This window comes from Streptomyces sp. GDS52, assembly GCF_052246875.1.
Lineage (GTDB): Bacteria > Actinomycetota > Actinomycetes > Streptomycetales > Streptomycetaceae > Streptomyces > Streptomyces cathayae.
This window is the reverse complement of the sequence record NZ_CM125966.1, coordinates 6,040,975-6,063,622: the sequence shown is the minus strand read 5'-3', so window position 1 is coordinate 6,063,622 and position 22,648 is coordinate 6,040,975. Positions and strand designations below refer to the sequence as shown.

Below are 22,648 nucleotides of genomic sequence, written 5' to 3'. Positions count from 1 at the left end.
CCAACGTAACCCGCGATGCCCCTGCGACACCGGAGTGACTACCTCTTGGCGTTCGCCCACGCGTGCTGGGCGACCAGGTCCGCCTTCACCTCGGCGAGCTGCGTGGCGACCGCGCTCGGTGCCGTGCCGCCGCGGCCGCTGCGGGAGGCGAGGGCGCCGGGGACGTTGAGGACGGTGCGCACCTCGGGGGTCAGGTGGGCGGAGATCTTCGCGAACTGTTCGTCGGTCAGCGCGTCGAGCTCCTTGCCCTCGGCCTCGGCGGCCTTGACGCACTCCCCCGCCACCTCGTGCGCGACCCGGAACGGCACGCCCTGCTTGACCAGCCACTCGGCGATGTCGGTGGCCAGCGAGAACCCGGCCGGGGCCAGCTCCTCCATGCGCTCGCGGTGCACGGTGAGGGTCGCCATCATGCCGGTGAAGGCCGGGAGCAGGATCTCCAGCTGGTCGATGGAGTCGAAGACCGGCTCCTTGTCCTCCTGGAGGTCGCGGTTGTACGCGAGCGGGAGCGCCTTGAGGGTGGCCATCAGGCCGGTCAGGTTGCCGATGAGGCGGCCGGACTTGCCGCGCGCCAGCTCCGCGATGTCCGGGTTCTTCTTCTGCGGCATGATCGACGAGCCGGTGGAGAAGGCGTCGTGCAGGGTCACGAAGGAGAACTCCTTCGTGTTCCAGATGATGACCTCCTCGGCGATCCGGGAGAGGTTCACGCCGATCATCGCGGTGATGAAGGCGAACTCGGCGGCGAAGTCCCTCGAGGCCGTGCCGTCGATGGAGTTGGCGGCGCTGCCGTGCTCGAAGCCGAGGTCGCGGGCCACCGCCTCCGGGTCCAGGCCGAGGCTGCTGCCGGCCAGCGCGCCCGAGCCGTACGGCGACACCGCGGTCCGCTCGTCCCACTGGCGCAGCCGCTCGGCGTCCCGGGACAGCGACTGGACGTGGGCGAGGACGTGGTGGGCGAAGAGCACCGGCTGGGCGTGCTGGAGGTGGGTGCGGCCGGGCATGGCCACGTCCGGGTGGGCCTCGGCGAGGCCGACGAGGGCGTCCTGGAGCTCGGCGATCAGGCCGCCGAGCGTCCGGGCGTGGTCCCGCAGGTACATCCGGAACAGGGTCGCGACCTGGTCGTTCCTGGAGCGGCCCGCACGCAGTTTGCCGCCGAGGTCGGGGCCGAGGCGTTCCAGCAGGCCGCGCTCCAGGGCGGTGTGCACGTCCTCGTCGGCGACGGTGCCGGTGAATGAGCCGTCGGCGACGTCCGCCTCGAGCCGGTCGAGGCCCTCGGTCATGCGGGTGAGTTCGTCCTCGGTGAGCAGGCCCGCCGCGTGCAGCACGCGCGCGTGCGCACGCGATCCGGCGATGTCGTAGGGCGCGAGCCGCCAGTCGAAGTGGACGGACGCGGACAGCTTGGCCAGGGCCTCGGCGGGACCGTCGGCGAAACGGCCGCCCCAGAGCCGTACGTCACCGCTGTTGCTGCTCACTTGCGTTGTGCTCCTCGAAGACAGGCGGGTCGTGGACGGGCCACGTCGTGGATGTGCCACCGCCTCCTCACTCAGGCGCAGGGGAGTGAGGAGGCGGTGTCAGAGTAGTGCGTGACGGACCGTCAGGCGGTCAGGCCGGCAGGGCCCGTCCGGCGGTCAGCCGAGGTCGCGCTTGGCGGCGATCTTCGACGACAGGCTGTAGATGTCGATGAAGCCCTTGGCCGCCGCCTGGTCGAAGGTGTCGCCGGTGTCGTAGGTGGCGAGGTTGAAGTCGTACAGCGACGACTCGGAGCGCCGGCCGGTGACGACGGCCCGGCCGCCGTGCAGGGTCATCCGGATGTCTCCGTTGACGTGCTGGTTGGCTTCGGTGATGAAGCCGTCCAGGGCGCGCTTGAGCGGGGAGAACCACTGGCCGTCGTAGACCAGTTCGCCCCAGCGCTGCTCGACCTGCCGCTTGTAGCGGGCGAGTTCGCGCTCGACGGTGACGTTCTCCAGCTCCTGGTGGGCCGTGATCAGCGCGATGGCGCCGGGGGCCTCGTACACCTCGCGGGACTTGATGCCGACGAGGCGGTCCTCGACCATGTCGATCCGGCCGACGCCCTGGGCGCCCGCGCGCTCGTTGAGCTGCTGGATGGCCTGGAGGACGGTGACGGGCTTGCCGTCGATGGCGACCGGCACGCCCTCCTTGAAGGTGATGACGACCTCGTCGGCCTCGCGCGCCACGGCGGGGTTCTGCGTGTACTCGTAGACGTCCTCGATCGGCGCGTTCCAGATGTCCTCGAGGAAGCCGGTCTCGACGGCGCGCCCGAAGACGTTCTGGTCGATGGAGTACGGCGACTTCTTCGTGGTCGCGATCGGCAGGCCCTTGGCCTCGCAGAAGGCGATGGCCTTGTCGCGGGTCATGGCGTAGTCGCGGACCGGGGCGATGCACTTCAGGTCGGGGGCGAGGGCGACGATGCCGGCCTCGAAGCGGACCTGGTCGTTGCCCTTGCCGGTGCAGCCGTGGGCGACGGTGGTGGCGCCGTGCTTCTCGGCGGCGGCGACGAGGTGCTTGACGATCGTCGGCCGGGACAGCGCGGAGACCAGCGGGTAGCGGTCCATGTAGAGGGCGTTGGCCTTGATCGCCGGGAGGCAGTACTCGTCGGCGAACTCGTCCTTGGCGTCGGCGACCTCGGCCTCGACGGCACCGCAGGCGAGCGCGCGCTTGCGGATGACGTCCAGGTCCTCGCCGCCCTGGCCGACGTCGACCGCAACGGCGATGACCTCGGCGCCCGTCTCCTCGGCGATCCAGCCGATGGCGACGGAGGTGTCCAGACCGCCCGAGTAGGCGAGTACGACGCGCTCGGTCACGGGATTCTCCTTACAGTGCATTCGCTGATATGCATGAGTATGCAGGAGAGCGCATGATTCGTCAATCCGCCTCCGCCCGGAGGGTGATTCCGGGGCGATTCGGTGCGGTGCCGGGGCGGTCCCAGGGCGGTTCCAGGGGTGATTGAACGCGGGAAACCGCTTTCCCGTATCTCCGCAGGACGCAGGCGCCGCGTCGGCACGACCGAGACACCCCAAGACACCGACGAAACCCGACCCCACCCCTCGACCCGAGTGAGGCATCCGCATGTCCAGGGCTCTTCCGAAGTACAACAAGCGTCGCGTCGGCCTCATCGGCGCCGCCGCCGTGGCACTGTCCGGCGCGGTGATCGCCGGATCCGCCCTCGCCGGCGAGTCCTCCGAGGACAGCGCCGCGAGCGCCCGGACACTTGCGGAACCGGGCACGATCAGCTGTCCCGACGTCGCACCGCGGCTCCCCGCCGTCCCCGCCTCCGCCCGGGCCGAGGTCGACCGCAACCTCGGCGACCTCGACACCCAGATCACCGAGGCCAACAAACGACTCGCCGACACCGTCGGCCAGGGCGGACCCAACTTCGTCCAGAACGCCATCCTCGGCCCCCTCGAAGACAAACGCGTCGCCGCCATCAACCGCATCGCCACCGCCATCGGCCGCACCGCCGAACGCCCCGCCGGACTGGACACGCTGGCCGCCTGCACGCTCACCAAGTGACGTGACAGGCGCCGTGACCGCCCCGTACGCACGCCGGCCGGGGCGGCCACGGACGACAATCCTCAGACAGTCGAAAGAAACGCGCCCATCATCGGTCCCCGGGGGAAAGACCTATGAGCGCGTAGAGGGCCGCCTGCGCACGTTCATCGAGGCGCAGCCGGTCTTCTTCACCGCCACCGCCCCCCTGTCCGCCGACGGCACGGTCAGCCTCTCGCCCAAGGGCCTCAGGGGCTTCTTCGTCGTCCTCGACGAACTCACCGTGGCCTACCTCGACTTCACCGGGTCCACCGCCGAGACCATCGCCCACCTGAGGGAGAACGGCCGCGGTGAGACCGTCTTCCGGGACGATCCGCGCTTTCCCGAACCGCTCGCCCGCTTCCCCGACGTCGGTCCGACGGTCCACGGCCTGCGCGCGATCGTCGTCGTGACCGCCGAGCCTCTCCGTGACACCTGCGGCCACGCCGTCCCGTTCATGGCCTACGCGGCGGAGCGCGACCTGCACGCAAGGCGGTTCGCGCGGGAGGACGACGCCTCACTGGACGCGTACTCCTCCAAGAAGAAATACGTCGCGACGAGGCTGGACGGCCTCCTCGGGCTGCCCCTGCCACTGCCCCCGTCCCCGGCCTGACCCGTCCGCCCGGACGCCCCGGCCCTCCGAGGGAGGTCCCGGGGCGTTTTTCCTCCGCACACCCCGCCTTTTCGCTGAACGCTCCCGGGTCACGGCACGTATGTGTGGGCCAAGGGTCAAGTCCCACGGAGGAACCGTGACCACCACGCTCGCAGGCGGACGTGCCGCCCGCCGTCAGACGATGCGCCGCATCCGTCCGCGCCGCTCCCCCGCCGTACCCCTGCTGCTCGCCGTGGGGGCGGGCGCGGTGGCCGTGCTGTGGTTGTGGTGGAACAACACACCGTCCATCTCGGACACCACCGGGAGGATCGTCGCCGCCGGCCGCATCACCGGCCTGCTGGCCGGCTATCTCATGGCCCTCGTGGTGCTGCAGATGGCCCGGGTCCCCGCGCTGGAACGCCGGGTGGGTTCGGACCGGGTGGCCCGCTGGCACGCGATGAGCGGGCGCTACACCGTCAGCCTGGTCGTCGCCCACGTCTTCCTCATCATGTGGGGGTACGCCCTCCAGGCCGGCAAGGGCCTCGGCGACATCGTCCAGCAGACGATCACCTCCGTCGAGCAGCTGCCGGACATGGGCAAGGCCGCCATCGGCACGGGCCTGCTGTTCGTGATCGCGCTCATCTCGATCGGCCCGATCCGCCGCCGGCTGCCGTACGACAGCTGGTACCACGTGCACCTGCTGACGTACGCGGCGATGTACCTGACGTTCTGGCACCAGATCACCACCGGCAACGAGTTCGCCGTCGAACCGGCCGCGAAGACCTTCTGGTACGGGCTCTACGGCGTCGTGACCGCGCTGGTCCTCTGGTACCGGGTGTTCACCCCGATCCGGCTGAACCTGCGTCACCGGATGAGGGTCGAGGCGGTCATCGAGGAGACACCGGGCATCACCTCGGTGCTGATCAGCGGGCGCAAGCTGCACCGGATGGGCGCGGAGGCAGGTCAGTTCTTCCGCTGGCGGTTCCTGGCGCCGGGAATGCGGTTCAGCTCCCACCCGTACTCGCTGTCGGCGGCTCCCCGCCCCGACATGCTGCGGATCACCGTGAAGGCGATCGGCGACCACACCTCCCGGCTGCGCGAGCTGGAGCCCGGCACCCGGGTGTGGGCGGAGGGACCCTACGGGGCGATGACCGCCCAGCGCCGCAGCCGCGGCAAGGTGCTGCTGGTCGCGGGCGGGGTGGGGATCACCCCGATGCGGGCCCTGTTCGAGACGCTGCCCGGCGCCTCCGGGGACATCACCCTGCTGTACCGGGCCAACACCACCCAGGACCTGGCCCTGTGGGGCGAGCTGGCCAAGATCGCCGAGGAGCGCGGTGCACGCCTGATGTACGCGGTCAACAGCCCCGAGGGGGAGCGCCCCGACATCTCGGCGGACAGCCTGCGGCGGAAGATCCCCGACATCGACGACCACGACGTCTTCATGTGCGGCCCGCCCGGGTTCGCCCAGTCGGTGTACGACGCACTGCGCGGCGCCGGGGTCCCCGCCCGCCGTATCCACCACGAGTCGTTCGAGATGTGAGCGACGGGTCATCCACACCCATCAGGAGCTTGAGAAGCGATGAGGAAGAGTCACCCCGTCCGGCGTGCTGTGCTGGCCACCGCCGCCACCGTCTCCGGGATCGTGCTGCTGCTGACGCTGAAGCCGGATTCCGACCCGGGCTCGGCGGACGTGGCCGGCGGCACGGTCCCGTCCGCGGCCGCGCAGTCCCCGCAGGGCGGCGCCCAGGCCATCGGCGACGGCACCGTCACCGGTGACGCGGCGCAGACCGAGTACGGGCCGGTACAGGTGCGTCTGACGGTCAGCGGCGGGAAGATCACCGAGGCCGAGGCCGTCCAGTCGCCCAAGGGCGGCCAGAGCGACCAGATCAACGCCAACGCCGTACCCAAGCTCAACCAGGCCGTGGTCGCCGCGCAGAGCGGCGAGATCGACGCGGTGTCCGGCGCCACCTACACCAGCGCCGGGTACAAGAAGTCGCTGCAGTCCGCGCTCGACAAGGCCAAGGCCGCCGCACCGGCCGGGAACGGACAGGGCGCGGAGAACGCCCAGGCCCTCGGCGACGGCACCGCCACCGGTGACCCGGTGCAGACCGATTACGGGGCGGTGCAGGTACGGATCACCGTCCAGGGCGGGAAGATCACCAAGGCCGAGGCCGTCCAGGCGCCCAAGGGCGGCCAGAGCGACCAGATCAACGCCAACGCCGTACCCAAGCTCAACCAGGCCGTCGTGGAGGCCGGCAGCGCGGACATCGACGCGGTGTCCGGCGCCACCTACACCAGCGCCGGGTACAAGAAATCGCTGCAGTCCGCCCTGGATCAGGCCAAGGCCGCCGGATCGGCCGCGGCCGGCAACGGGTCCGCCGGGCAGAAGGAGGCCGCTGACAAGGAGCCCTCCGCCGAGGAGCCCGCCGAAAAGGAGTCCGCCGGGAGCGGGCAGGGCTCGGGGGGCGCGCAGACCCTCAAGGACGGCACCGTCACCGGTGACGCGGTGCAGACCGATTACGGGGCGGTGCAGGTACGGATCACCGTCCAGGGCGGGAAGATCACCAAGGCCGAGGCGGTGCAGGCGCCCAAGGGGGGCCAGAGCGACCAGGTCACCTTCTCGTCCGTGCCCCGGCTCAACAAGGCCGTCGTGGAGGCCGGCAACGCGGACATCGACGCGGTGTCCGGCGCCACCTACACCAGCGCCGGATACAAGAAATCGCTGCAGTCCGCCCTGGATCAGGCCGGTGGCTGACGCCGTGGCCGAGTCCGCACAGGCTCCCGCCGCGGTGCGTCGTACGGAGGAGACGATGGGGACCGTCTTCTCCTTCGACGTCCGCGGCGGGGAACCCGCCGCCGTACACGCGGCGCTGGAGGAGGCGGTCGCCGGGCTGCGCCGCGTCGACGAGGTGTTCAGCACGTACCGCGACGACTCCCAGATCTCACGGCTGGCACGCGGCGACCTCACGGTCGAGGAGTGCGACCGTGAGGTCGCCGAGGTGCTGGAGCTGGCCGCGGAGGCGGAACGGGTGAGCGACGGCTGGTTCAGCCCGCGCTACCGGGGCCGGCTCGACCCGACCGGCATCGTCAAGGGCTGGGCCACCGAGCGGGCCGCGCGGCGGCTCGCGGAGGCCGGGACGGTCGGCGTGAGCCTCAACGGCGGCGGTGACGTCCAGTTGCTGGGCTCCCCGGGAGCCGGGCGGCCGTGGCGGGTGGGCGTGGCGGATCCGCTCCGGCCGGGCGGTCTCGCGGCCGTGGTCTCCGCGGCCGGCGTGGACGAACTGGCCGTCGCCACCTCGGGCACCGCCGAGCGCGGCGACCACATCGTCGATCCGCGCACCGGCCGTTCCGCGGTCACCGACCTGGTCTCGGTGACGGTGGTGGCACCCCGGCTGGTCTGGGCCGACTGCTGGGCCACCGCCGCCTTCGCGATGGGGTCGCGGGAGGGGCTCGCCTGGCTGGAGACGCTGCCCGACGTGGAGGCGCTGCTGATCACGGCGGGCGACGAGGTGCGCTGCACGGGGGGCCTGGCGGACCGGCTGGGGTGATCGGGCCACCCGGGCGCCCGTGTGCCCCGGCCGGTCCGGCCCGCGCTCAGTGCCCGTTCTGGGCCAGCCGCAGCATGTGCTCGGCCAGGGCCGGCCCGCCCACCGGGTCACGGCTGATCAGCATCAGCGTGTCGTCGCCGGCGATGGTCCCCAGGATGTCGTGCAGTTCGGCCTGGTCGATGGCCGAGGCCAGGAACTGCGCGGCGCCCGGAGGGGTGCGCAGCACCACGAGGTTGGCGGAGGCCTCCGCGGAGATCAGCAGCTCCTGGGAGAGCCGCCGCATCCGCTCCTCCTTCGCCGACTCCCCCAGCGGTGCGCGCGGGGTGCGGAAGCCGCCCTCGCTCGGTACCGCGTAGATGAGGTCGCCGTCGGTGTCGCGGATCTTCACCGCGTTCAGCTCGTCCAGGTCCCGGGAGAGCGTCGCCTGGGTGACGGACAGCCCGTGGTCGGCGAGCAGCTTCGCCAACTGGCTCTGGGAACGCACCGGTTGCCGGTTGAGGATGTCCACGATCCGGCGGTGGCGGGCGGTGCGGGTCTGCGGTACGGCAGGCCCGACAGGCTGTCCGTGGTCCTGATCGTGGCTCATCGTCGTCTCATTCTCCGGTCATCCTCGGGGCGTTCCCCGGCTCGTGGTCCGGTTCATCGCCCTGCTCGTCGTCCGGGTCTCGCCCGGCTCGTGCTCCGGCTCACCGTCCGGCTCGCCCTTCCCCGTCCGCCGCCCGGCCGGCGGCGTCCAGGACGCCGGGCAGTGCCCCGAGGAAAGCCTCCACCGCGTCGTCCCCGAGGATCAGCGGCGGCATCAGCCGTACGACATCGGGGGCGGGCGCGTTCACCAGGAAACCGGCGTCCTGAGCCGCCTGTTGCACCTGGGGCGCGAGCGGTTCGGTGAGCACGATACCCAGGAGCAGGCCGGCGCCCCGGACATGGCTGATCAACGGGTCGTCGAGCGCCTCGATTCCGTCGCGGAGCCGCTCGCCCTGCCGCTTGACGTTCGCGAGCAGCCCCTCGTTCTCGATGGTGTCGAGAACGGCGAGGCCGGCGGCGCAGGCGACCGGGTTGCCCCCGAAGGTCGTGCCGTGCTGGCCGGGGTGCAGCAGCTCGGCGGCGCGTCCGAAGGCGACGGCCGCGCCGATCGGCAGCCCGCCGCCGAGTCCCTTGGCGAGGGTGACGACGTCGGGCAGGACGCCTTCGTGGGCCTGGTACTCGAACCAGTTGCCGGTGCGGCCGACGCCGGTCTGCACCTCGTCCAGGACGAGCAGCGCGCCCGTGGCGGCCGTGATGGCGCGGGCGGCCTTCAGATAGCCGGGCGGGGGCACCACGACCCCGTTCTCGCCCTGGATCGGCTCGATGACGACCAGCGCCGTGTCCTCGGTGACCGCGGCGGCCAGGGCCTGCGCGTCGCCGTAGGGGACATGGGTGACGTCCCCGGGCAGCGGTGCGAACGGCTCCCGCTTGCCCGGCTGGCCGGTCAGCGCGAGGGCGCCCATGGTGCGGCCGTGGAAGCCGCCGTCGGTGGCGACCATGCGGGTCCGCCCGGTCAGCCGCCCGATCTTGAACGCGGCCTCGTTGGCCTCGGCACCCGAGTTGCAGAAGTACACCCGGCCCTCGCGGCCGAAGAGCCGCAGGAGCCGTTCGGCGAGCGCGACGGGCGGCTCGGCGACGTACAGGTTGGAGACGTGGCCCAGGGAGGCGATCTGCCGGCTGACGGCCTCGACGACGGCCGGGTGGGCGTGGCCGAGCGCGTTGACGGCGATACCGCCGACGAAGTCGGTGTACTCCTTGCCGTCGGCGTCGCGGACGGTGGTGCCCGCGCCGCTGACCAGGGACAGCTTCGGCGTGCCGTAGTTGTTCATGAGCGCGCCCTGCCACCGCGCGCTCAGCTCCTCGTTGCTCACGACTCCCCCTGTCCGTGCTGTCCGTGCGGTGTTCCGTCGGGCACGACCATGGTGCCGATGCCCTCGTCGGTGAAGATCTCCAGCAGGATCGAGTGCTGGACCCTGCCGTCGATGACGCGGGCCGTGGTCACGCCGTTGCGTACCGCGTGCAGACAGCCCTCCATCTTCGGCACCATGCCCGAGGACAGCTCCGGCAGCAGCTTCTCGAGCTGGGAGGCGGTGAGACGGCTGATCACCTCGTCGGAGTGCGGCCAGTCCTCGTAGAGCCCCTCGACGTCGGTGAGGACCATGAGGGTCTCGGCGTCCAGCGCAGCAGCGAGTGCCGCAGCCGCCGTATCAGCATTGACGTTGTAGACATGGTGGTCGTCCTGGCTCCGGGCGATGGACGAGACGACCGGGATACGGCCGTCGGCGAGCAGCGCCTCGATGGCGCCGGTGTCGATCTCGGTGATCTCCCCGACCCGCCCGATGTCGACCGGCTCCCCGTCGATCTCGGGCCGGTGCCTGGTCGCGGTGAGGGTGTGCGCGTCCTCGCCGGTGAGGCCGACGGCGAACGGGCCGTGCCGGTTGAGCAGCCCGACCAGCTCACGCTGCACCTGTCCGGCCAGCACCATCCGTACGACGTCCATGGCGTCCTCGGTGGTGACCCTGAGGCCGGCCTTGAACTCGCTGACGATGCCGTGCCGGTCGAGCGCGGCGCTGATCTGCGGGCCGCCGCCGTGCACGACGACCGGCTTGAGGCCGGCGTGCCGCAGGAAGACGACGTCCTGGGCGAAGGCGTTCTTCAGTTCCTCGTCCACCATGGCGTTGCCGCCGAACTTGATGACGACGGTCTTGCCGTGGTGCCGGGTCAGCCAGGGCAGCGCCTCGATGAGGATCTGCGCCTTGGGCAGGGCGGTGTGCTTGCGAGTGGTGGTCATGAGGAATAGGCGCTGTTCTCGTGGACGTAGTCGGCGGTGAGGTCGTTGGTCCAGATGGTGGCGGTCGCGTCACCGGCGCCCAGATCGGCGACGATGTGGACCTCTCGGTAGCGCATGTCGACCTTGTCGCGGTCCTCGCCGACACCGCCGTTCTTGCACACCCAGACACCGTTGATGGCGACGTCGAGTTCGTCGGGTTCGAAGGCGGCCTTGGTGGTGCCGATCGCGGACAGCACCCGGCCCCAGTTGGGGTCCTCGCCGTGGAGGGCGCACTTGAGGAGGTTGTTGCGGGCGATGGAGCGACCCACCTCGACGGCGTCGTCCTCGGTCGCGGCACCCACCACCTCGACCTTGATGTCCTTGCTGGCGCCCTCGGCATCGCCGATGAGCTGCCGGCCGAGGTCGTCGCAGACGGCGCGTACGGCCTCGGCGAACTCCTCGTACCCGGGGGTGACGCCGGTGGCGCCGGAGGCGAGCAGCAGCACGGTGTCGTTGGTGGACATGCAGCCGTCGGAGTCGACGCGGTCGAAGGTGACCCGGGTGGCGGCGCGCAGGGCCCGGTCCAGCGTCCCGGCGTCGACGTCGGCGTCGGTGGTGAGGACGACCAGCATGGTGGCGAGGCCGGGGGCGAGCATGCCGGCGCCCTTGGCCATCCCGCCGACGGTCCAGCCCTCCTTGGTCACGACAGCCGTCTTGTGCACACTGTCCGTGGTCTTGATGGCGATGGCGGCCTTCTCACCCCCGTGCTCGGACAGCCGGCCGGCGGCCTCTTCGACCCCCGGCAGCAGCTTGTCCATGGGGAGCGTGACGCCGATGAGTCCGGTGGAGCAGACGGCCACCTCGCCCGCGCCGGTCCCGAGCACCTCGGCGGCCTTCTCGGCGGTGGCGTGGGTGTCCTGGAAGCCCTTGGGGCCCGTACAGGCGTTGGCGCCACCGGAGTTGAGGACGACGGCGGAGACCTGGCCGCCCTTGAGCACCTGCTCGGACCAGAGCACGGGTGCGGCCTTGACGCGGTTGGCGGTGAAGACGCCCGCCGCGGCGCGGCGCGGCCCGTTGTTGACCACGAGGGCCAGGTCCGGATTGCCGTTCTCCTTGATCCCGGCGGCGATGCCCGCCGCCGTGAATCCCTTTGCTGCCGTCACACTCACGGCGCGACTCCGATCGTCGTCAGTCCGGTGGACTCGTCGAGCCCGAGGGCGATGTTCATGCTCTGCAGAGCGCCGCCCGCGGTGCCCTTGGTGAGGTTGTCGATGGCGCTGATCGCGATGATCCGCCCCGCGGCCTCGTCGTACGCGACCTGGATCTGAACGGCGTTGGAACCGCAGACGGACGCCGTGGCGGGCCACTGGCCCTCGGGGAGGAGACGGACGAAGGGTTCGTCGGCGAACGCCTTCTGGTAGGCGGCCCGGACGGACTCGGCGGTGACCCCGGGCCTGGCCTTGGCGCTGCACGTGGCGAGGATGCCGCGGGGCATCGGCGCGAGGGTCGGCGTGAAGGAGACGGAGACCCGCTCCCCCGCCGCCGCGCTGAGGTTCTGGATCATCTCGGGGGTGTGCCGGTGGGTGCCGCCGACGCCGTACGGCGACATCGACCCCATGACCTCGCTGCCCAGCAGGTGCGGCTTGGCCGCCTTGCCCGCGCCGGAGGTGCCGGAGGCGGCGACGATCACCGCCTCGGCCTCGGCGAGGCCCGCCGTGTAGGCCGGGACGAGGGCCAGCGAGACGGCGGTCGGGTAGCAACCGGGCACCGCGATGCGCTTGGACCCCTCCAGCGCGGCGCGGCCGCCCGGCAGTTCGGGCAGGCCGTAGGGCCAGGTGCCGGCGTGCGGGGAGCCGTAGAACCGTTCCCAGTCGGCGCCGTCGGCGAGCCGGTGGTCGGCGCCCATGTCGACCACGAGCACCTCCGGCCCGAGCTGCTCGGCGACGGCGGCGGACTGCCCGTGCGGCAGGGCGAGGAAGACGACGTCGTGCCCGGCGAGCACGTCGGCCGTGGTCGCCTCCAGCACTCGCTCGGCGAGCGGCACCAGATGCGGCTGCAGGCTCCCGAGCCGCTGCCCGGCGTTGGAGTTCCCGGTCAGCGCGCCGATCTCCACCCCGGGGTACGCCAGCAGCAGACGCAGAAGCTCCCCACCCGCATATCCACTGGCCCCGGCCACAGCCACTCGTACGCTCACGGAAACCTCCTCCTCGATGGCATGACTATACGTATACCCGCACGTTTATGCAACGCCACGCGGGAAGCGCTCGGTGACAGCTGCGACCGTGCACTGGAGCTGTCCGATGAGCACTGGGCTCGTCGCGGGTGTGCGTTCCACTCGGCCGCGGGGCAGCGCCTGGACGGGCTGACGTGCATGGTCTCCCTCGATCCCCTTCGCCCGCCTTCGTGAACGTGCCGAGTCGGTGGCCTGTCGAGCCGGCTGGGGATCGGTCGCGGGCCTCGAACCCTGCGATGCGGGACCGGCCGCCTCCCGACCACGGAATCGGGACCGGAAACCACGCTGGCACCCCTTCCGCCCGTCCAAGGAGCAGCGTGCCGCCGTCCTTCGTCCACCGGATCACCAGGTACGACCCCGCCGACCGCGACGGGCACGGCCGGCGACCACGGACCTGTCGAAGCGGTGTACCTGGCGGCGATCGCCGCCTTCGCGGATGCCTCGGACATCGACCGGCTGGAGATCCGCGAACCTGCGGTCACCGGCTTCGTCCACTTCGGTGTGGAGCCGCCGGTCGAGGGGCACGGCCTCGGCGGGCTCTTCCCGCCCGACCTCACCGGCTACCACGACGGGGCGAGGTCTCCCTTCCGGTCGCCCTGGAATTGGTGCGGGCCATGCTCCGCGACCAGGGCGCCTGGTGCCGGCTGGAGGTGGGGGACGAGTTCACCGTGCACGTCGGGTGGGACCAGTACGTGTACGTGGGCAGCAACCGGCTCTGCGCGGACGCCGTGGCCCGTACGCGGGAACTCGACCTCTTCCCGGAACCGCTGACGGCCTCGCCCTATGCGGCTGAGTTCGACGAGGCGGAAGTGACGGAGCCGGCCGACGAGGACTTCTGGACACGCGTGCGCCCCCTGCTCGCCTCACGGCAGACGTTGCTCCTCGAGGAGACCTACGTCCGCAACGCCGCACGCCGGCACCGTCTCACCCTGGAGAACCTCGACACAGTGCGCGCCGGTCTCGGCCCGCGCGCCCTGCTGACCGTCTGGCCCGACCTGACCCCGGTGGAGGCCCGCAGCAGCCGTGCTCAGCCGGACGGCGGGTGAAGTGGATGATCGTTTCGGCGGCAGTGGCGGTAGGCGTGGTCATCTGGTGGCCTTCCGGTTCCGAAGGACTGCCGCGGTGAAGCACGTCACTCCTCGGCCGGGGCGGGGGCCCGGGGAAGGCGTAGCTGGAAGCATGCTCCGAGGGTCCGGGGAGCGAGGGTGAGGGTGCCTCGATGGCGGTGGGCCAGGTCGCGGGCGATGGCGAGGCCCAGGCCGGTGCCGCCGTGGTCGCGGGAGCGGGCGTCGTCGAGCCGGACGAAGCGTTCGAAGATGCGCTCGGCGTCTTCGGTGGGCACGCCCGGTCCGTCGTCGTGCACCGTGAGGACGACCCAGGCGTCCTGGTTGCGGATGGTGATCTGGATGCGGTGTGCGGCGTGGCGGGCGGCGTTGTCGATGAGGTTGCGCAGCAGCCGTTCGTACTCGTCGGGGTTTCCGTGTGCGTGTGCGGGGGCGGTGCTGTCGCAGGTGAGGGTCAACGGTCGTTCGGTGAGGGGGTATTCCTCGGTCAGCCGGGAGGCGAGGGCTGTCAGGTCGACGGTTTCGGGGCTGGCTGTGGGGGTGCGGGTGTCGAGGCGGGCGAGAAGGAGCAGGTCCTCGGCGAGGGCCTGGAGGCGGCGGGTCTGTCGTGCGGCAGTGGTGACTGCCGCAGGCCAGTCGGTGCGTTCCGGGTAGGCGAGCGCGACTTCCAGGCTGGCCAGCAGTGTGGTGAGGGGGCTGCGCAGTTCATGAGCGGCGTCCGCGACGAAGCGGCGTTGCTGGGCGGCGGCGTTGTCGAGGCGTTGAAGGGTGGCGTTGATGGTGGTGGCCAGGGCGGTGATCTCGTGTCCCGTGGCGGGCACGGTGACGCGTTCGCGGGGGTCGCTCGCGGTGACCGAGGCGGTGAGGACGCGGATGGCTTCGACCGGCCGCAGCGCGATGCGGACGGTGAAGTAGGCGATGGCGGCGATCAGCACGAGGCCGACGAGGCCGGCGCGCAGCAGCAGGCGGTCGATGGTCCCGGTGATTTCCTCGGCCGCTCTCGGGAGCACCACCACATAGACCCGCATCCTGGCGTCGGCGGCGATGCCCAGAGCGGCGACCTCGTCGCTGCTCAGTTCATCGGCTTCGATGTCGGCCGCCAGGACCCGATACCTCTCGCCGGCCATGTCGCCCCTGATCCCGGGGGTGTAGTCACGGTTCACCGGCATGCGGACGTAGTTGGGCGACCCTTCCCCGGTCGCGGCGGGCATCACGTGGTGGGTGCCGGGATCGAAGTCCTCCATGCCTCCGCCGTAGGCGACGGCGGCGCGTCGGCCGGTCGCGACGACTTCGTACGGCACGGCGCTCGCGCGAGCGGGAACCACTCCCTCCCTCAGCTGGTCGCTGAGGGCCAAGAGCTGTTGCACGGCCTGTTCGGTGGCGATCTGCGTGCTCTGGCGGTAGACGTCGCGGTGTACCCACCAGCCCATGGCGGCCAGGATGACGGCGGCGGTCGAGGCAACGGCCAGGGCCGTGCGGGCTCGCACCGAACGTGGCCACCGGCGGCGTCGCAGTTCAGTCGCGTTCACGGTCGTCCACCAGCCGGTATCCGGTTCCTCGTACGGTCTGCAGGGACTGCCGCTGGAATGCGGCGTCCATCTTCTTGCGGAGAGAGCTGATACGCGCCTCCACCAGATTGGGATCCTCGGCCTCGTCGGGCCACGCGTGGTAGAGCAGATCCGCTTTGGAGACCGCCTGGCCCGCCCGGCGGGCCAGCAGCTCCAGCACGGCGAACTCCCTGGGCGTGAGGTCGACCCGGGTCCCGGCCCGGCGGCAGACCCGGGCAGCGACGTCCAACGAGAGGTCCCCCACGGCGAGGACGGGCGGGGCGACCGTGGCGGCTCGTCTGACCAGGGCCCGCAACCGTGCGACGAGCACCATGTAGGAGAAGGGTTTGGCCAGGTAGTCGTCGGCCCCCGTGTCCAGGGCCTCCGCCTGATCCCACTCCCCGTCCTTGGCGGTGAGTACCAGGATGGGGGTCGCGTTCCCCTCCCGGCGCAGCTGGGCGCAGACCTTGTAGCCGTTGAGTCCGGGCAGCATCAAGTCCAGTACGACAAAGGCGTATTCGCCGGTACGGGCCATCCACAGTCCCTGCCGGCCGTCATGGGCGAGGTCGACGCTGTAGCCCTCGGCGGTCAGGCCGGTGCGCAGGGTGTGGGCAAGGTCCACCTCGTCTTCGACCACCAATACGCGCATGCGGTGCAGCCTCGCACAGTGCCGGCCCGCCTTCCTGATCGGCCGGTCAGGTTGGATCAGCAACCGGTCAACGAGGTCCGGGCACGCTGGCGGAACTTCTTCGCCACTGCTGAAAGGCCCTGCCGTCGATGTCCGTTGATGAACGTGCGCCCGCCGTGATCGAGACGGTCGCTGCTCCCCCACCCGTCCGTCGGCCGTCACCGCGCCCGGCCCGAGCGGTTGTCGTCCTCGCGCCCATGCTGCTGACCATCGCTCTGGGACTCTGGGGCATCCGCAGGAAGAACACCATGTGGGGGGACGAGTCCGTCACCTACCAGCTCGCGCACCGCGACCTTTCGCAGATATGGCTCACCGCCCAGCATGTCGATCTGGTCCATGCCCTCCACTACGCCGTGATGCATGAGATCTTCGGTCTCTTCGGCGCAGGACTGCTGTCGTTGCGGCTGCCGTCCGTGCTGGCGATGTCCGCGGCGGCGAGCGCAGTCGGGCTGCTGGGCCTGCGTCTGGCGGGGCCGCGTGTCGGGCTGCTGGCCGGGCTGGTGTTTCCGCTCCTTCCTCAGGTGCAGAAGTACACGCAGGAAGGCCGCTCGTACGCCATGGTCTGCGCCCTGGTCGCCTGGGCCACCTATGCGCTCGTGGTCGGCGTCACGCGTCACGCCCGATGGCGGTGGGCGGTCTACGGCTGCACCATGCTACTGGCCTGCCTGCTCCATGAGTTCGCGGTTCTCGCCCTGGTCGCACACGGCGTCGCACTGGTCGTCTCCCGTGTTTCGCGACCGGTGCTGAGGGCGTGGGGCGTGACTGCCGCAAGCGTGGTGGCCGGACTGTTGCCGCTGGCGGTCCGCAGTGCGGAGCAGTCCGCGCAGGTGTCCTGGATCGACGTACCGGTGCGGCTTCGTCAACGACCCGGGACTAAAGTCCTGGGCTTGCACAACGGGCATCACTGGCGGTGATGCTGCGTTTGCGTCCAGCCCCGTCCCGCTGGCGCGGGGGCGGGGCGGGGGCCGTTGACGGGGCCCCGCGTCGCCACAACTCCCACGCTCTGGCGCGGATGTTGCGGGAGCCGTTCCGGTCTGCGTGATCAACGAATCCGCAGTTCCGGCACGCTAACCGGGCCTGCGAGACCCGGTTCGCCTGGTCGATGTGCCCGCATTCGGCGCAGGTACGGGAGGTGTACGCCGGATCGACGTGCACCACCGGTACCCCCGCCCGGCGGGCCTTGTACGCGATGAAGCTGCCCAGCTGGTGGAAGGACCAGGAGTGCAGGGTGGCCCGTTGGGGCTTGCGAAGCCGTACCCGCTCGCGGATGCCCGTCAGGTCTTCCAGGGCGATTCCGCGACCGGTGCGTTCCGCCTCGGCCACCACATGTTTCGCGATCTTGTGGTTGATGTCCTTGGCCCGCCGGGCCTCCTTGCGGCGGCGCTTCTTCAGCCGCCGCCGGGCGGACGGGGTGTTCTTCCGCTGCAGCTTGGCCCGCAGCGTGCGTTCCCGGGCCCGGATCCGGTTGAGCCCGCGCCCGGCCATGATCTTGCCGTCGGAGGTGGTGGCGATGTTCACAACACCGAGGTCGATGCCGAGGAAGTCCACCGGGTCGGTGTTCAGCGGTGCCTCGGGGACCTCGCAGGTGGCGTTCAAAAACCACCTGCCGTCCCGGCAGATGAGATCGGACTCGCCCCTGCGGTACCGGGCGAGGGTGGCCAGCTGCTCCGGCGCGGCGGTGAACGCCACGTTTTTCATCCGCCCGCCGGTGGTCCACACCGACACCGTCCGCTCGGCGAGCTGCCACGAGAGCATCCGGTCGTCGTACGGCTGGGCGCCCAGGGGACGGAAGACGACGGGCTTCTGGGTGGCCCGGCGGTGGCGGACCGAGCCGGGGCGGCCCAGGCGGCCCGCCGTCAGGTTCGCCCGCAGGGTGGCGTAGGCGTCGCAGGTCTTCTTGATCGTGTGCTGGGCCGCCTGCGCGCCCAGGCCCCACCGTGACTTGACCTGCTCGTAGGTGAGTTTGCGCAGCGCGAAGTTCTTGAACTCTCCGTGTGCGAAGGCGACCTCGCCGACCCAGGTGGCGGCCTCGTTGCAGGCGCGCAGGGTCGCCTCCAGCGCCGCCGCCTGCACGGGCGTCGGCAGTAGCCTGATCTGCACCACCAGCTTCACGATCACCGATCGTAGACACCCGCGCGACACCGCACCACGCGTTCCCCACCGGCCACTCCATCGAGTGAGACCCGGCCCCCTGGCCCGAGTCACCACGCCCGCGAGCGAGACCCGGCCGCTGCGCGGCCGGGCAGACAGAGCGATACCGCGGCGCTCCGCGCCGCGGGACACAAGGATGCGATTCCTCCCGGGGCTGAAGCCCCGGGGTTCCTCGCAAGAATCCGCTGAAGGCGTACCGAAGCTGCATGCGAGGAGCGTACGAACGCTCCACACCGGATGTCGCCGGGAACATCCGTTCCCCGCCTCACCCTCGGCGGCCGCACTGTCCGGCTCCGCCGGAACGCCACCGCGACGCTCCGCGCCGCAGTCACACGATTCGCTTCACCCCCACGGTCTGAAGGCCGGAGCACTGCGAATGAAACCCGGTAGCCACCCAACCCGTTCACCGCCTCGCCGAGCGCGGACGCATCATGCCGAACACCGCCCGCGCGTACTCCCGCGTCTGCAGCAGTCCTGGCACCGCCTGGTTCGCGTACACGTGCAGTTCGACCGCTTCCGTCTCCAACCGCGCCGCGTCCCGGAAGAACGCCGGATACTGCGCCCGCGCGACCTCCTCCTTCATCTCTTGGAGGACGCCGCCTGCGTCCAAAAGTTCGTCCGCCTGGTCGATGAACTTCAGCGGCGGGACCCGGCGGCCCTGTTCGTACGCGGCGATCGTCGAGGCCGAGTAGCCCGTCGTCGAACAGAACTCGGGCCGTTCCGGGCCCACCCGGACCCGGAACCGCTTCAGCTGACGCCCGAAGAGACGCAGAATGCCGGAGCTTGCTCCCGCGTCCCGTTCGCCTTCCTCCGTACCGGGCTCTTCGGCAGCCCGTCCCATCAGATCGCTCATGTGCATCACCGCCTCTCCCATCAACGTGGCTCCGCGTCGAAGCGACATGCTCCGTCCCGCCCACATGCGCCGACGAGCCACGTACAGCGACCAGGCATGTGCGCGCCGTTCACCTCGTCGCGCGAGCGCTCTTCCGCATCCGACTTGATAGGCAAGCAGCCGCTTGCCTATCGTGTCGGTCATGGCGGAGGACGTCTTCAAGGCGTTGGCCGACCCGACCCGTCGGCGCATCCTCGATGAGCTGGCGGAACGGGACGGCCAGACACTGTTCGAAATATGCACACGGCTGGTGACCAAGCACGGCCTGGGGTTGTCCCGCCAGGCCATCAGCCAGCACCTGGCCGTACTGGAATCCGCGGGACTGGTCCGTTCACGGCGCCAGGGCCGCTACAAGTTCCACGATCTGAACACCGCACCCCTTGAGCACATCGTGACCCGGTGGCTCAGGCCCGACAGTCCGGAGAGCACCCCATGAGGATTCACCTGACCAGCGCCTTCGTCGACGACCAGGAGAAGGCCCTGCGCTTCTACACCGAGGTGCTGGGCTTCGTGAAGAAGCACGACGTCCCGCTGGGCGAGGACCGGTGGCTGACCGTGGTCTCGGCGGAGGAGCCCGACGGGACCCAGCTGCTGCTCGAGCCCTCCCGCCATCCCGTGGTGGCGGCGTACAAGACGGGACTGGCCGCGGACGGCATCCCGGCCGTCTCCTTCCCCGTGGACAACGTCCACGCAGAGTTCGACCGGCTGCGCGGGCTCGGAGTGCAGTTCACCCAGGAGCCGCTCGAAATGGGCCAGGTCACCACTGCGGTCCTGGACGACACCTGCGGCAACCTAATCCAGATCGTGCACAGCAAGTAGCGACCCGGCGAAGGCCGGCGGCGCGCCCTCTCCCTCCACCGCCCCCGGCCCCGGCCCCGCCCCTCAGCCCTCGCTCTCCCACGCGCGCCGCAGGAAGGCGGAGGCGTCGGTCAGTTCCGGGAGGGCGATGGCGTGACCCTGGCCCGGGTAGCGGCGCTCCTCGAGGCGGGCGCCGGAGTCCTCGTGGAGCCAGGTGCCGGTCCGGGTGACGAGGTCGGCGGGGATCACCTGGTCCGCGGTGTCCCGGCCCCAGAAGACCGGCATCCCGGTCAGGCGGCCCTGCTCCTCGGGCAGGCCCGCGTCCCACGGCAGGGTGCCGGACAGGAGGACGGCGGCGGCGAACCGCTCCGGGCGGGCGAGCAGCAGGCCGCCTGCCATGGCCATGCCGCCGGAGAAGCCGAGCAGTGAGACCGACGTGTGGCCGGCGGCCTCGGTGTCGAGCCAGTCGAAGAGCCAGCCGGCGGTGGCCGCGAGGGAGTCCGGCAGGGGGCGCCCGATTCCCCGGTTGGCGAACCACGCGTACCCGCCGCCCTCCGCCAGCGGGGCGCGTACGAAGGCCATCGTGGCCTCCTGCGGCAGATACGGCGCGAGCTGTGCGAACGACGCCTCGTCCGCTCCCCGCCCGTGCAGGGCGACGACCAGCGGCGTGCCGGGCCTGCGGTCGGGTTCGACGGACCAGCTGACCGTGGGGGCGGCGGTGTGGGGCATGGCGGCGGCTCCTTGGGCGGCGTGGGGCGGACACGGGTTTCGGCTCGGGGCCGAGCACGGTCGAGCGTACCCGCACTGCTTGAAAGTTGAAGCAAGGGCTATGGTTGGTTTAGCTTGAAGCTTCAAGTTTGCCGGGGCGGGTCGTCGCTCAGTGCCGCGCGGCGCCCCCACCGTCTTCGCCGTCCCCTTCCGAGGAGTCCCCCCATGGCCAGTTCCGCCACCTTGTCCCGCCCCGCCGCCGCCACGACCGGCCAGGACGGCCCCGCCGCTCCCGCCCGTGCCTACGACATCGGCCTGCTGGTCCTGCGTCTCGTGCTCGGCCTGACCATGGCCGTGCACGGCGCCCAGAAGCTGTTCGGCTGGTTCGGCGGAGGCGGCGTCGAGGGCACCGGGATGTTCTTCGAGTCCCTCGGCTACCCCTCGCCCGAGGCGTTCGCCGTCGTGGCCGGGCTCACCGAGACCCTCGGCGGGCTCGGCCTCGCGCTCGGTCTGTTCACCCCGCTCGCCGCAGCGGCCGTCGCCGGCACGATGGTCAACGCGATCGCCGTGAAGTGGGGCGGCGGCTTCTTCGCCCCGGAGGGCGTGGAGTACGAGCTGCTCCTCACCCTGGCCGCGGTGGCGCTCGCCCTGACCGGCCCCGGCCGGATCGCCGTGGACCGGCTGCTGCCCTGGCTGCGCACGCACCGCCTCGCGTACGGCGGCGCCGCGGTCGTGCTCGGCGTCGTGGTGGCCGGTGTCACCCTGCTGCTGCGCCACTGACCCGGCGGGGGGTTCCCGGTCGGCGTCGGGTGCGGGCCGCCGTCTCCGTGACGGCGGCCCGCACGCCACCGAGGCCGATCACCGTGCGGGCCTCGGCCTCGCACCGGGCCCGCCCCCGAGAAGTCGTACGCTTGCCCTTCTCCCTCCGGAGGCCGGTTTCGAACGGCAAGACAGGAGAAGGCAGAAGCACGTCAATGGTTCGTGCGGCGACGGACACGAGGGGGAACGCAACGGGATGGACGAGTTCTGGCCAGTACCGCACGCGCTCACCTACCTCGGCGGACGCTGGCGGGTGACCCGGACCGTGCGGGACCTCGCGAGCGGCCACCTGGGGCGGTTCGAGGGGACCACCCTTTTCAGCCCGCTCGAGGGCGGCGGCCTGCTGCACCAGGAGTCCGGCACCTTCACCTGGCAGGGCGTCCCCCGGCCCGCCGAACGCACCCTGCGCTTCCTCCCCGGTCCCGACGGCACGGTGGACGTGCGGTTCGCGGACGGCCGGCCGTTCCACGACCTGGACCTCTCGACGGGCCGGTACGTCGCCGAGCACCCCTGCGCCGCGGACCTCTACCGGGGCGAGTTCACCGTCCACGACGAGGACCGCTGGCGGACCCTCTGGCGGGTGCGCGGCCCGGCCAAGGACCTGGAGCTGGACACCGGCTACATCCGTGCGCGCTGAGGGGAGACACCTTCGATGCGCAGGCTCCAGCGGCCCGCCTGCCCGGTGACGCTGACCCGCGACAGCGCGCGGACGTCGATGTTCCAGTAGGTCGCGGGCGGTGCCTTCAGCGCGTACACCAGCGCGGCGCGGATCACGGAGGGTTCGGCCACCGCGACGACCCGGAAGTTCTCCTCCAGCGGCCGGGTGTCCAGCCAGCCGCCCACGCGGGTGATGAAGTCCAGCAGCGATTCCCCGCCGTGCACGGTGGCCCGCGGGTCGGCGAGCCAGGCGTCCACGGCCTCCGGCTCCCGGGCCATCGCCTCGCCCAGGGTCAGCCCGCGCCAGCGTCCCATGTCGCAGTCGCGCAGGGCGAGCTGGACCAGCGGGGCATAGCCGAGCCCGTCCCCGGTGGCACGGCTGCGCGGGTTCGGCGAGCAGTAGCGCAGGTCGGCCGCGGCGAGTGGCAGCAGCTCAGGGGCGACGCGCTGCACCTCGCTCCACCCGGCCTGGTCGAGTGGTCGGTCGTCCTCGAAACGCTCGTTCAGCCGCGAGGAGCTCCCCGCCGCGGCAACGAACGTGACCCGAAGTGCCATGCGGCGATGGTCGGTCCCTGAAGTGTGCAAATCAAGGGGTACGGCCAGGGTGTTACCCGGAG

23 protein-coding genes and 1 pseudogene are annotated in these 22,648 nt (G+C 71.1%); 11 read left to right on the top strand and 13 right to left on the bottom strand.

Features of this window, described 5'->3' with window-relative positions:
- Positions 1-38: 38 nt before the first annotated feature.
- Both argH and ACTWJ9_RS27685 read right to left on the bottom strand, forming a co-directional pair.
- Complete coding sequence (argH, locus tag ACTWJ9_RS27690) at positions 39-1,466, bottom strand: argininosuccinate lyase (protein ID WP_279336990.1); 1,428 nt, start codon at positions 1,464-1,466, stop codon at positions 39-41.
- A gap of 156 nt (positions 1,467-1,622) precedes the next feature.
- Complete coding sequence (locus tag ACTWJ9_RS27685; protein WP_279336989.1) at positions 1,623-2,816, bottom strand: argininosuccinate synthase; 1,194 nt, start codon at positions 2,814-2,816, stop codon at positions 1,623-1,625.
- 265 nt (positions 2,817-3,081) lie between these two features.
- On the opposite strand from ACTWJ9_RS27685, the gene ACTWJ9_RS27680 reads away from it, so the two are divergent.
- From ACTWJ9_RS27680 to ACTWJ9_RS27660, 5 genes are all read left to right on the top strand, one after another.
- Entirely contained in the window at positions 3,082-3,525 is a 444-nt protein-coding gene (locus ACTWJ9_RS27680; protein ID WP_443294899.1) for a hypothetical protein, read from the top strand.
- 58 nt (positions 3,526-3,583) lie between these two features.
- Complete coding sequence (locus tag ACTWJ9_RS27675) at positions 3,584-4,153, top strand: pyridoxamine 5'-phosphate oxidase family protein (RefSeq protein ID WP_443295928.1); 570 nt, start codon at positions 3,584-3,586, stop codon at positions 4,151-4,153.
- 136 nt (positions 4,154-4,289) lie between these two features.
- Entirely contained in the window at positions 4,290-5,672 is a 1,383-nt protein-coding gene (locus ACTWJ9_RS27670) for a ferredoxin reductase family protein (RefSeq protein ID WP_279336987.1), read from the top strand.
- Positions 5,673-5,711: 39 nt separating this feature from the next.
- Positions 5,712-6,887 (top strand): FMN-binding protein, encoded by a 1,176-nt coding sequence (locus ACTWJ9_RS27665; RefSeq protein ID WP_387041976.1) that lies wholly within the window; start codon positions 5,712-5,714, stop codon positions 6,885-6,887.
- Positions 6,888-6,942: 55 nt separating this feature from the next.
- Positions 6,943-7,680: an FAD:protein FMN transferase gene (locus ACTWJ9_RS27660; protein ID WP_388708612.1), complete on the top strand. Its 738-nt coding sequence runs from the start codon at positions 6,943-6,945 to the stop codon at positions 7,678-7,680.
- Between the two features lie 46 nt (positions 7,681-7,726).
- On the opposite strand, the gene ACTWJ9_RS27655 is transcribed toward ACTWJ9_RS27660, so the two are convergent.
- The 5 genes from ACTWJ9_RS27655 to argC form a co-directional block, all read right to left on the bottom strand.
- Complete coding sequence (locus tag ACTWJ9_RS27655) at positions 7,727-8,266, bottom strand: arginine repressor (RefSeq protein WP_279336984.1); 540 nt, start codon at positions 8,264-8,266, stop codon at positions 7,727-7,729.
- Positions 8,267-8,366: 100 nt separating this feature from the next.
- Positions 8,367-9,575 carry an acetylornithine transaminase gene (locus tag ACTWJ9_RS27650; protein ID WP_279336983.1) on the bottom strand — a complete coding sequence of 403 codons (1,209 nt, stop codon included), beginning with the start codon at positions 9,573-9,575 and terminating at the stop codon, positions 8,367-8,369.
- Positions 9,572-10,495: an acetylglutamate kinase gene (gene argB, locus ACTWJ9_RS27645; protein ID WP_387039683.1), complete on the bottom strand. Its 924-nt coding sequence runs from the start codon at positions 10,493-10,495 to the stop codon at positions 9,572-9,574. Before argB ends, ACTWJ9_RS27650 begins: the two co-directional genes overlap by 4 nt.
- Positions 10,492-11,643, bottom strand: coding sequence for a bifunctional glutamate N-acetyltransferase/amino-acid acetyltransferase ArgJ (argJ, locus tag ACTWJ9_RS27640; RefSeq protein WP_387039685.1), 1,152 nt, complete (start codon positions 11,641-11,643; stop codon positions 10,492-10,494). The genes argB and argJ overlap by 4 nt, the downstream gene beginning before the upstream one ends.
- Complete coding sequence (gene argC / locus ACTWJ9_RS27635) at positions 11,640-12,668, bottom strand: N-acetyl-gamma-glutamyl-phosphate reductase (RefSeq protein ID WP_443294898.1); 1,029 nt, start codon at positions 12,666-12,668, stop codon at positions 11,640-11,642. Before argC ends, argJ begins: the two co-directional genes overlap by 4 nt.
- 653 nt (positions 12,669-13,321) lie before the next feature.
- On the opposite strand from argC, the gene ACTWJ9_RS27630 reads away from it, so the two are divergent.
- A complete protein-coding gene (locus ACTWJ9_RS27630) occupies positions 13,322-13,753 on the top strand; it encodes a hypothetical protein (RefSeq protein ID WP_387039689.1) in 432 nt (143 codons plus the stop codon).
- A gap of 86 nt (positions 13,754-13,839) precedes the next feature.
- Here the strand turns inward: ACTWJ9_RS27630 and ACTWJ9_RS27625 are convergent, their stop codons facing one another.
- Entirely contained in the window at positions 13,840-15,300 is a 1,461-nt protein-coding gene (locus ACTWJ9_RS27625; RefSeq protein ID WP_387039690.1) for a sensor histidine kinase, read from the bottom strand.
- Complete coding sequence (locus ACTWJ9_RS27620) at positions 15,287-15,967, bottom strand: response regulator transcription factor (RefSeq protein ID WP_279336977.1); 681 nt, start codon at positions 15,965-15,967, stop codon at positions 15,287-15,289. Before ACTWJ9_RS27620 ends, ACTWJ9_RS27625 begins: the two co-directional genes overlap by 14 nt.
- Positions 15,968-16,203: 236 nt before the next feature.
- On the opposite strand from ACTWJ9_RS27620, the gene ACTWJ9_RS27615 reads away from it, so the two are divergent.
- Positions 16,204-16,920: a glycosyltransferase family 39 protein gene (locus ACTWJ9_RS27615; protein ID WP_443294897.1), complete on the top strand. Its 717-nt coding sequence runs from the start codon at positions 16,204-16,206 to the stop codon at positions 16,918-16,920.
- Here the strand turns inward: ACTWJ9_RS27615 and ACTWJ9_RS27610 are convergent.
- Entirely contained in the window at positions 16,880-18,118 is a 1,239-nt protein-coding gene (locus ACTWJ9_RS27610; RefSeq protein ID WP_388707223.1) for an RNA-guided endonuclease InsQ/TnpB family protein, read from the bottom strand. The two genes, ACTWJ9_RS27615 and ACTWJ9_RS27610, sit on opposite strands and share 41 nt — an antisense overlap.
- Positions 18,119-18,578: 460 nt before the next feature.
- Positions 18,579-18,998: pseudogene (locus ACTWJ9_RS27605) on the bottom strand (Scr1 family TA system antitoxin-like transcriptional regulator); the annotation flags it as partial.
- 193 nt (positions 18,999-19,191) lie between these two features.
- Between ACTWJ9_RS27605 and ACTWJ9_RS27600 the strand changes: the two are divergent.
- Positions 19,192-19,485, top strand: a complete 294-nt coding sequence (locus ACTWJ9_RS27600) for an ArsR/SmtB family transcription factor (RefSeq protein WP_279336974.1) — start codon at positions 19,192-19,194, stop codon at positions 19,483-19,485.
- A complete protein-coding gene (locus ACTWJ9_RS27595; RefSeq protein WP_443294896.1) occupies positions 19,482-19,868 on the top strand; it encodes a VOC family protein in 387 nt (128 codons plus the stop codon). The genes ACTWJ9_RS27600 and ACTWJ9_RS27595 overlap by 4 nt, the downstream gene beginning before the upstream one ends.
- Positions 19,869-19,931: 63 nt before the next feature.
- Here the strand turns inward: ACTWJ9_RS27595 and ACTWJ9_RS27590 are convergent, their stop codons facing one another.
- Positions 19,932-20,576, bottom strand: coding sequence for an alpha/beta hydrolase (locus ACTWJ9_RS27590; RefSeq protein WP_279336972.1), 645 nt, complete (start codon positions 20,574-20,576; stop codon positions 19,932-19,934).
- A 204-nt stretch (positions 20,577-20,780) separates the two neighbouring features.
- On the opposite strand from ACTWJ9_RS27590, the gene ACTWJ9_RS27585 reads away from it, so the two are divergent.
- Positions 20,781-21,335, top strand: a complete 555-nt coding sequence (locus ACTWJ9_RS27585) for a DoxX family protein (protein ID WP_279336971.1) — start codon at positions 20,781-20,783, stop codon at positions 21,333-21,335.
- A 235-nt stretch (positions 21,336-21,570) separates the two neighbouring features.
- Complete coding sequence (locus tag ACTWJ9_RS27580) at positions 21,571-22,011, top strand: DUF6314 family protein (RefSeq protein ID WP_279336970.1); 441 nt, start codon at positions 21,571-21,573, stop codon at positions 22,009-22,011.
- Here ACTWJ9_RS27580 and ACTWJ9_RS27575 read toward each other — a convergent pair.
- The gene (locus ACTWJ9_RS27575; protein WP_279336969.1) at positions 21,993-22,586 is read right to left on the bottom strand and encodes a histidine phosphatase family protein; all 594 of its coding nucleotides are present in this window, start codon (positions 22,584-22,586) and stop codon (positions 21,993-21,995) included. The genes ACTWJ9_RS27580 and ACTWJ9_RS27575 overlap by 19 nt on opposite strands.
- Positions 22,587-22,648 lie beyond the last annotated feature (62 nt).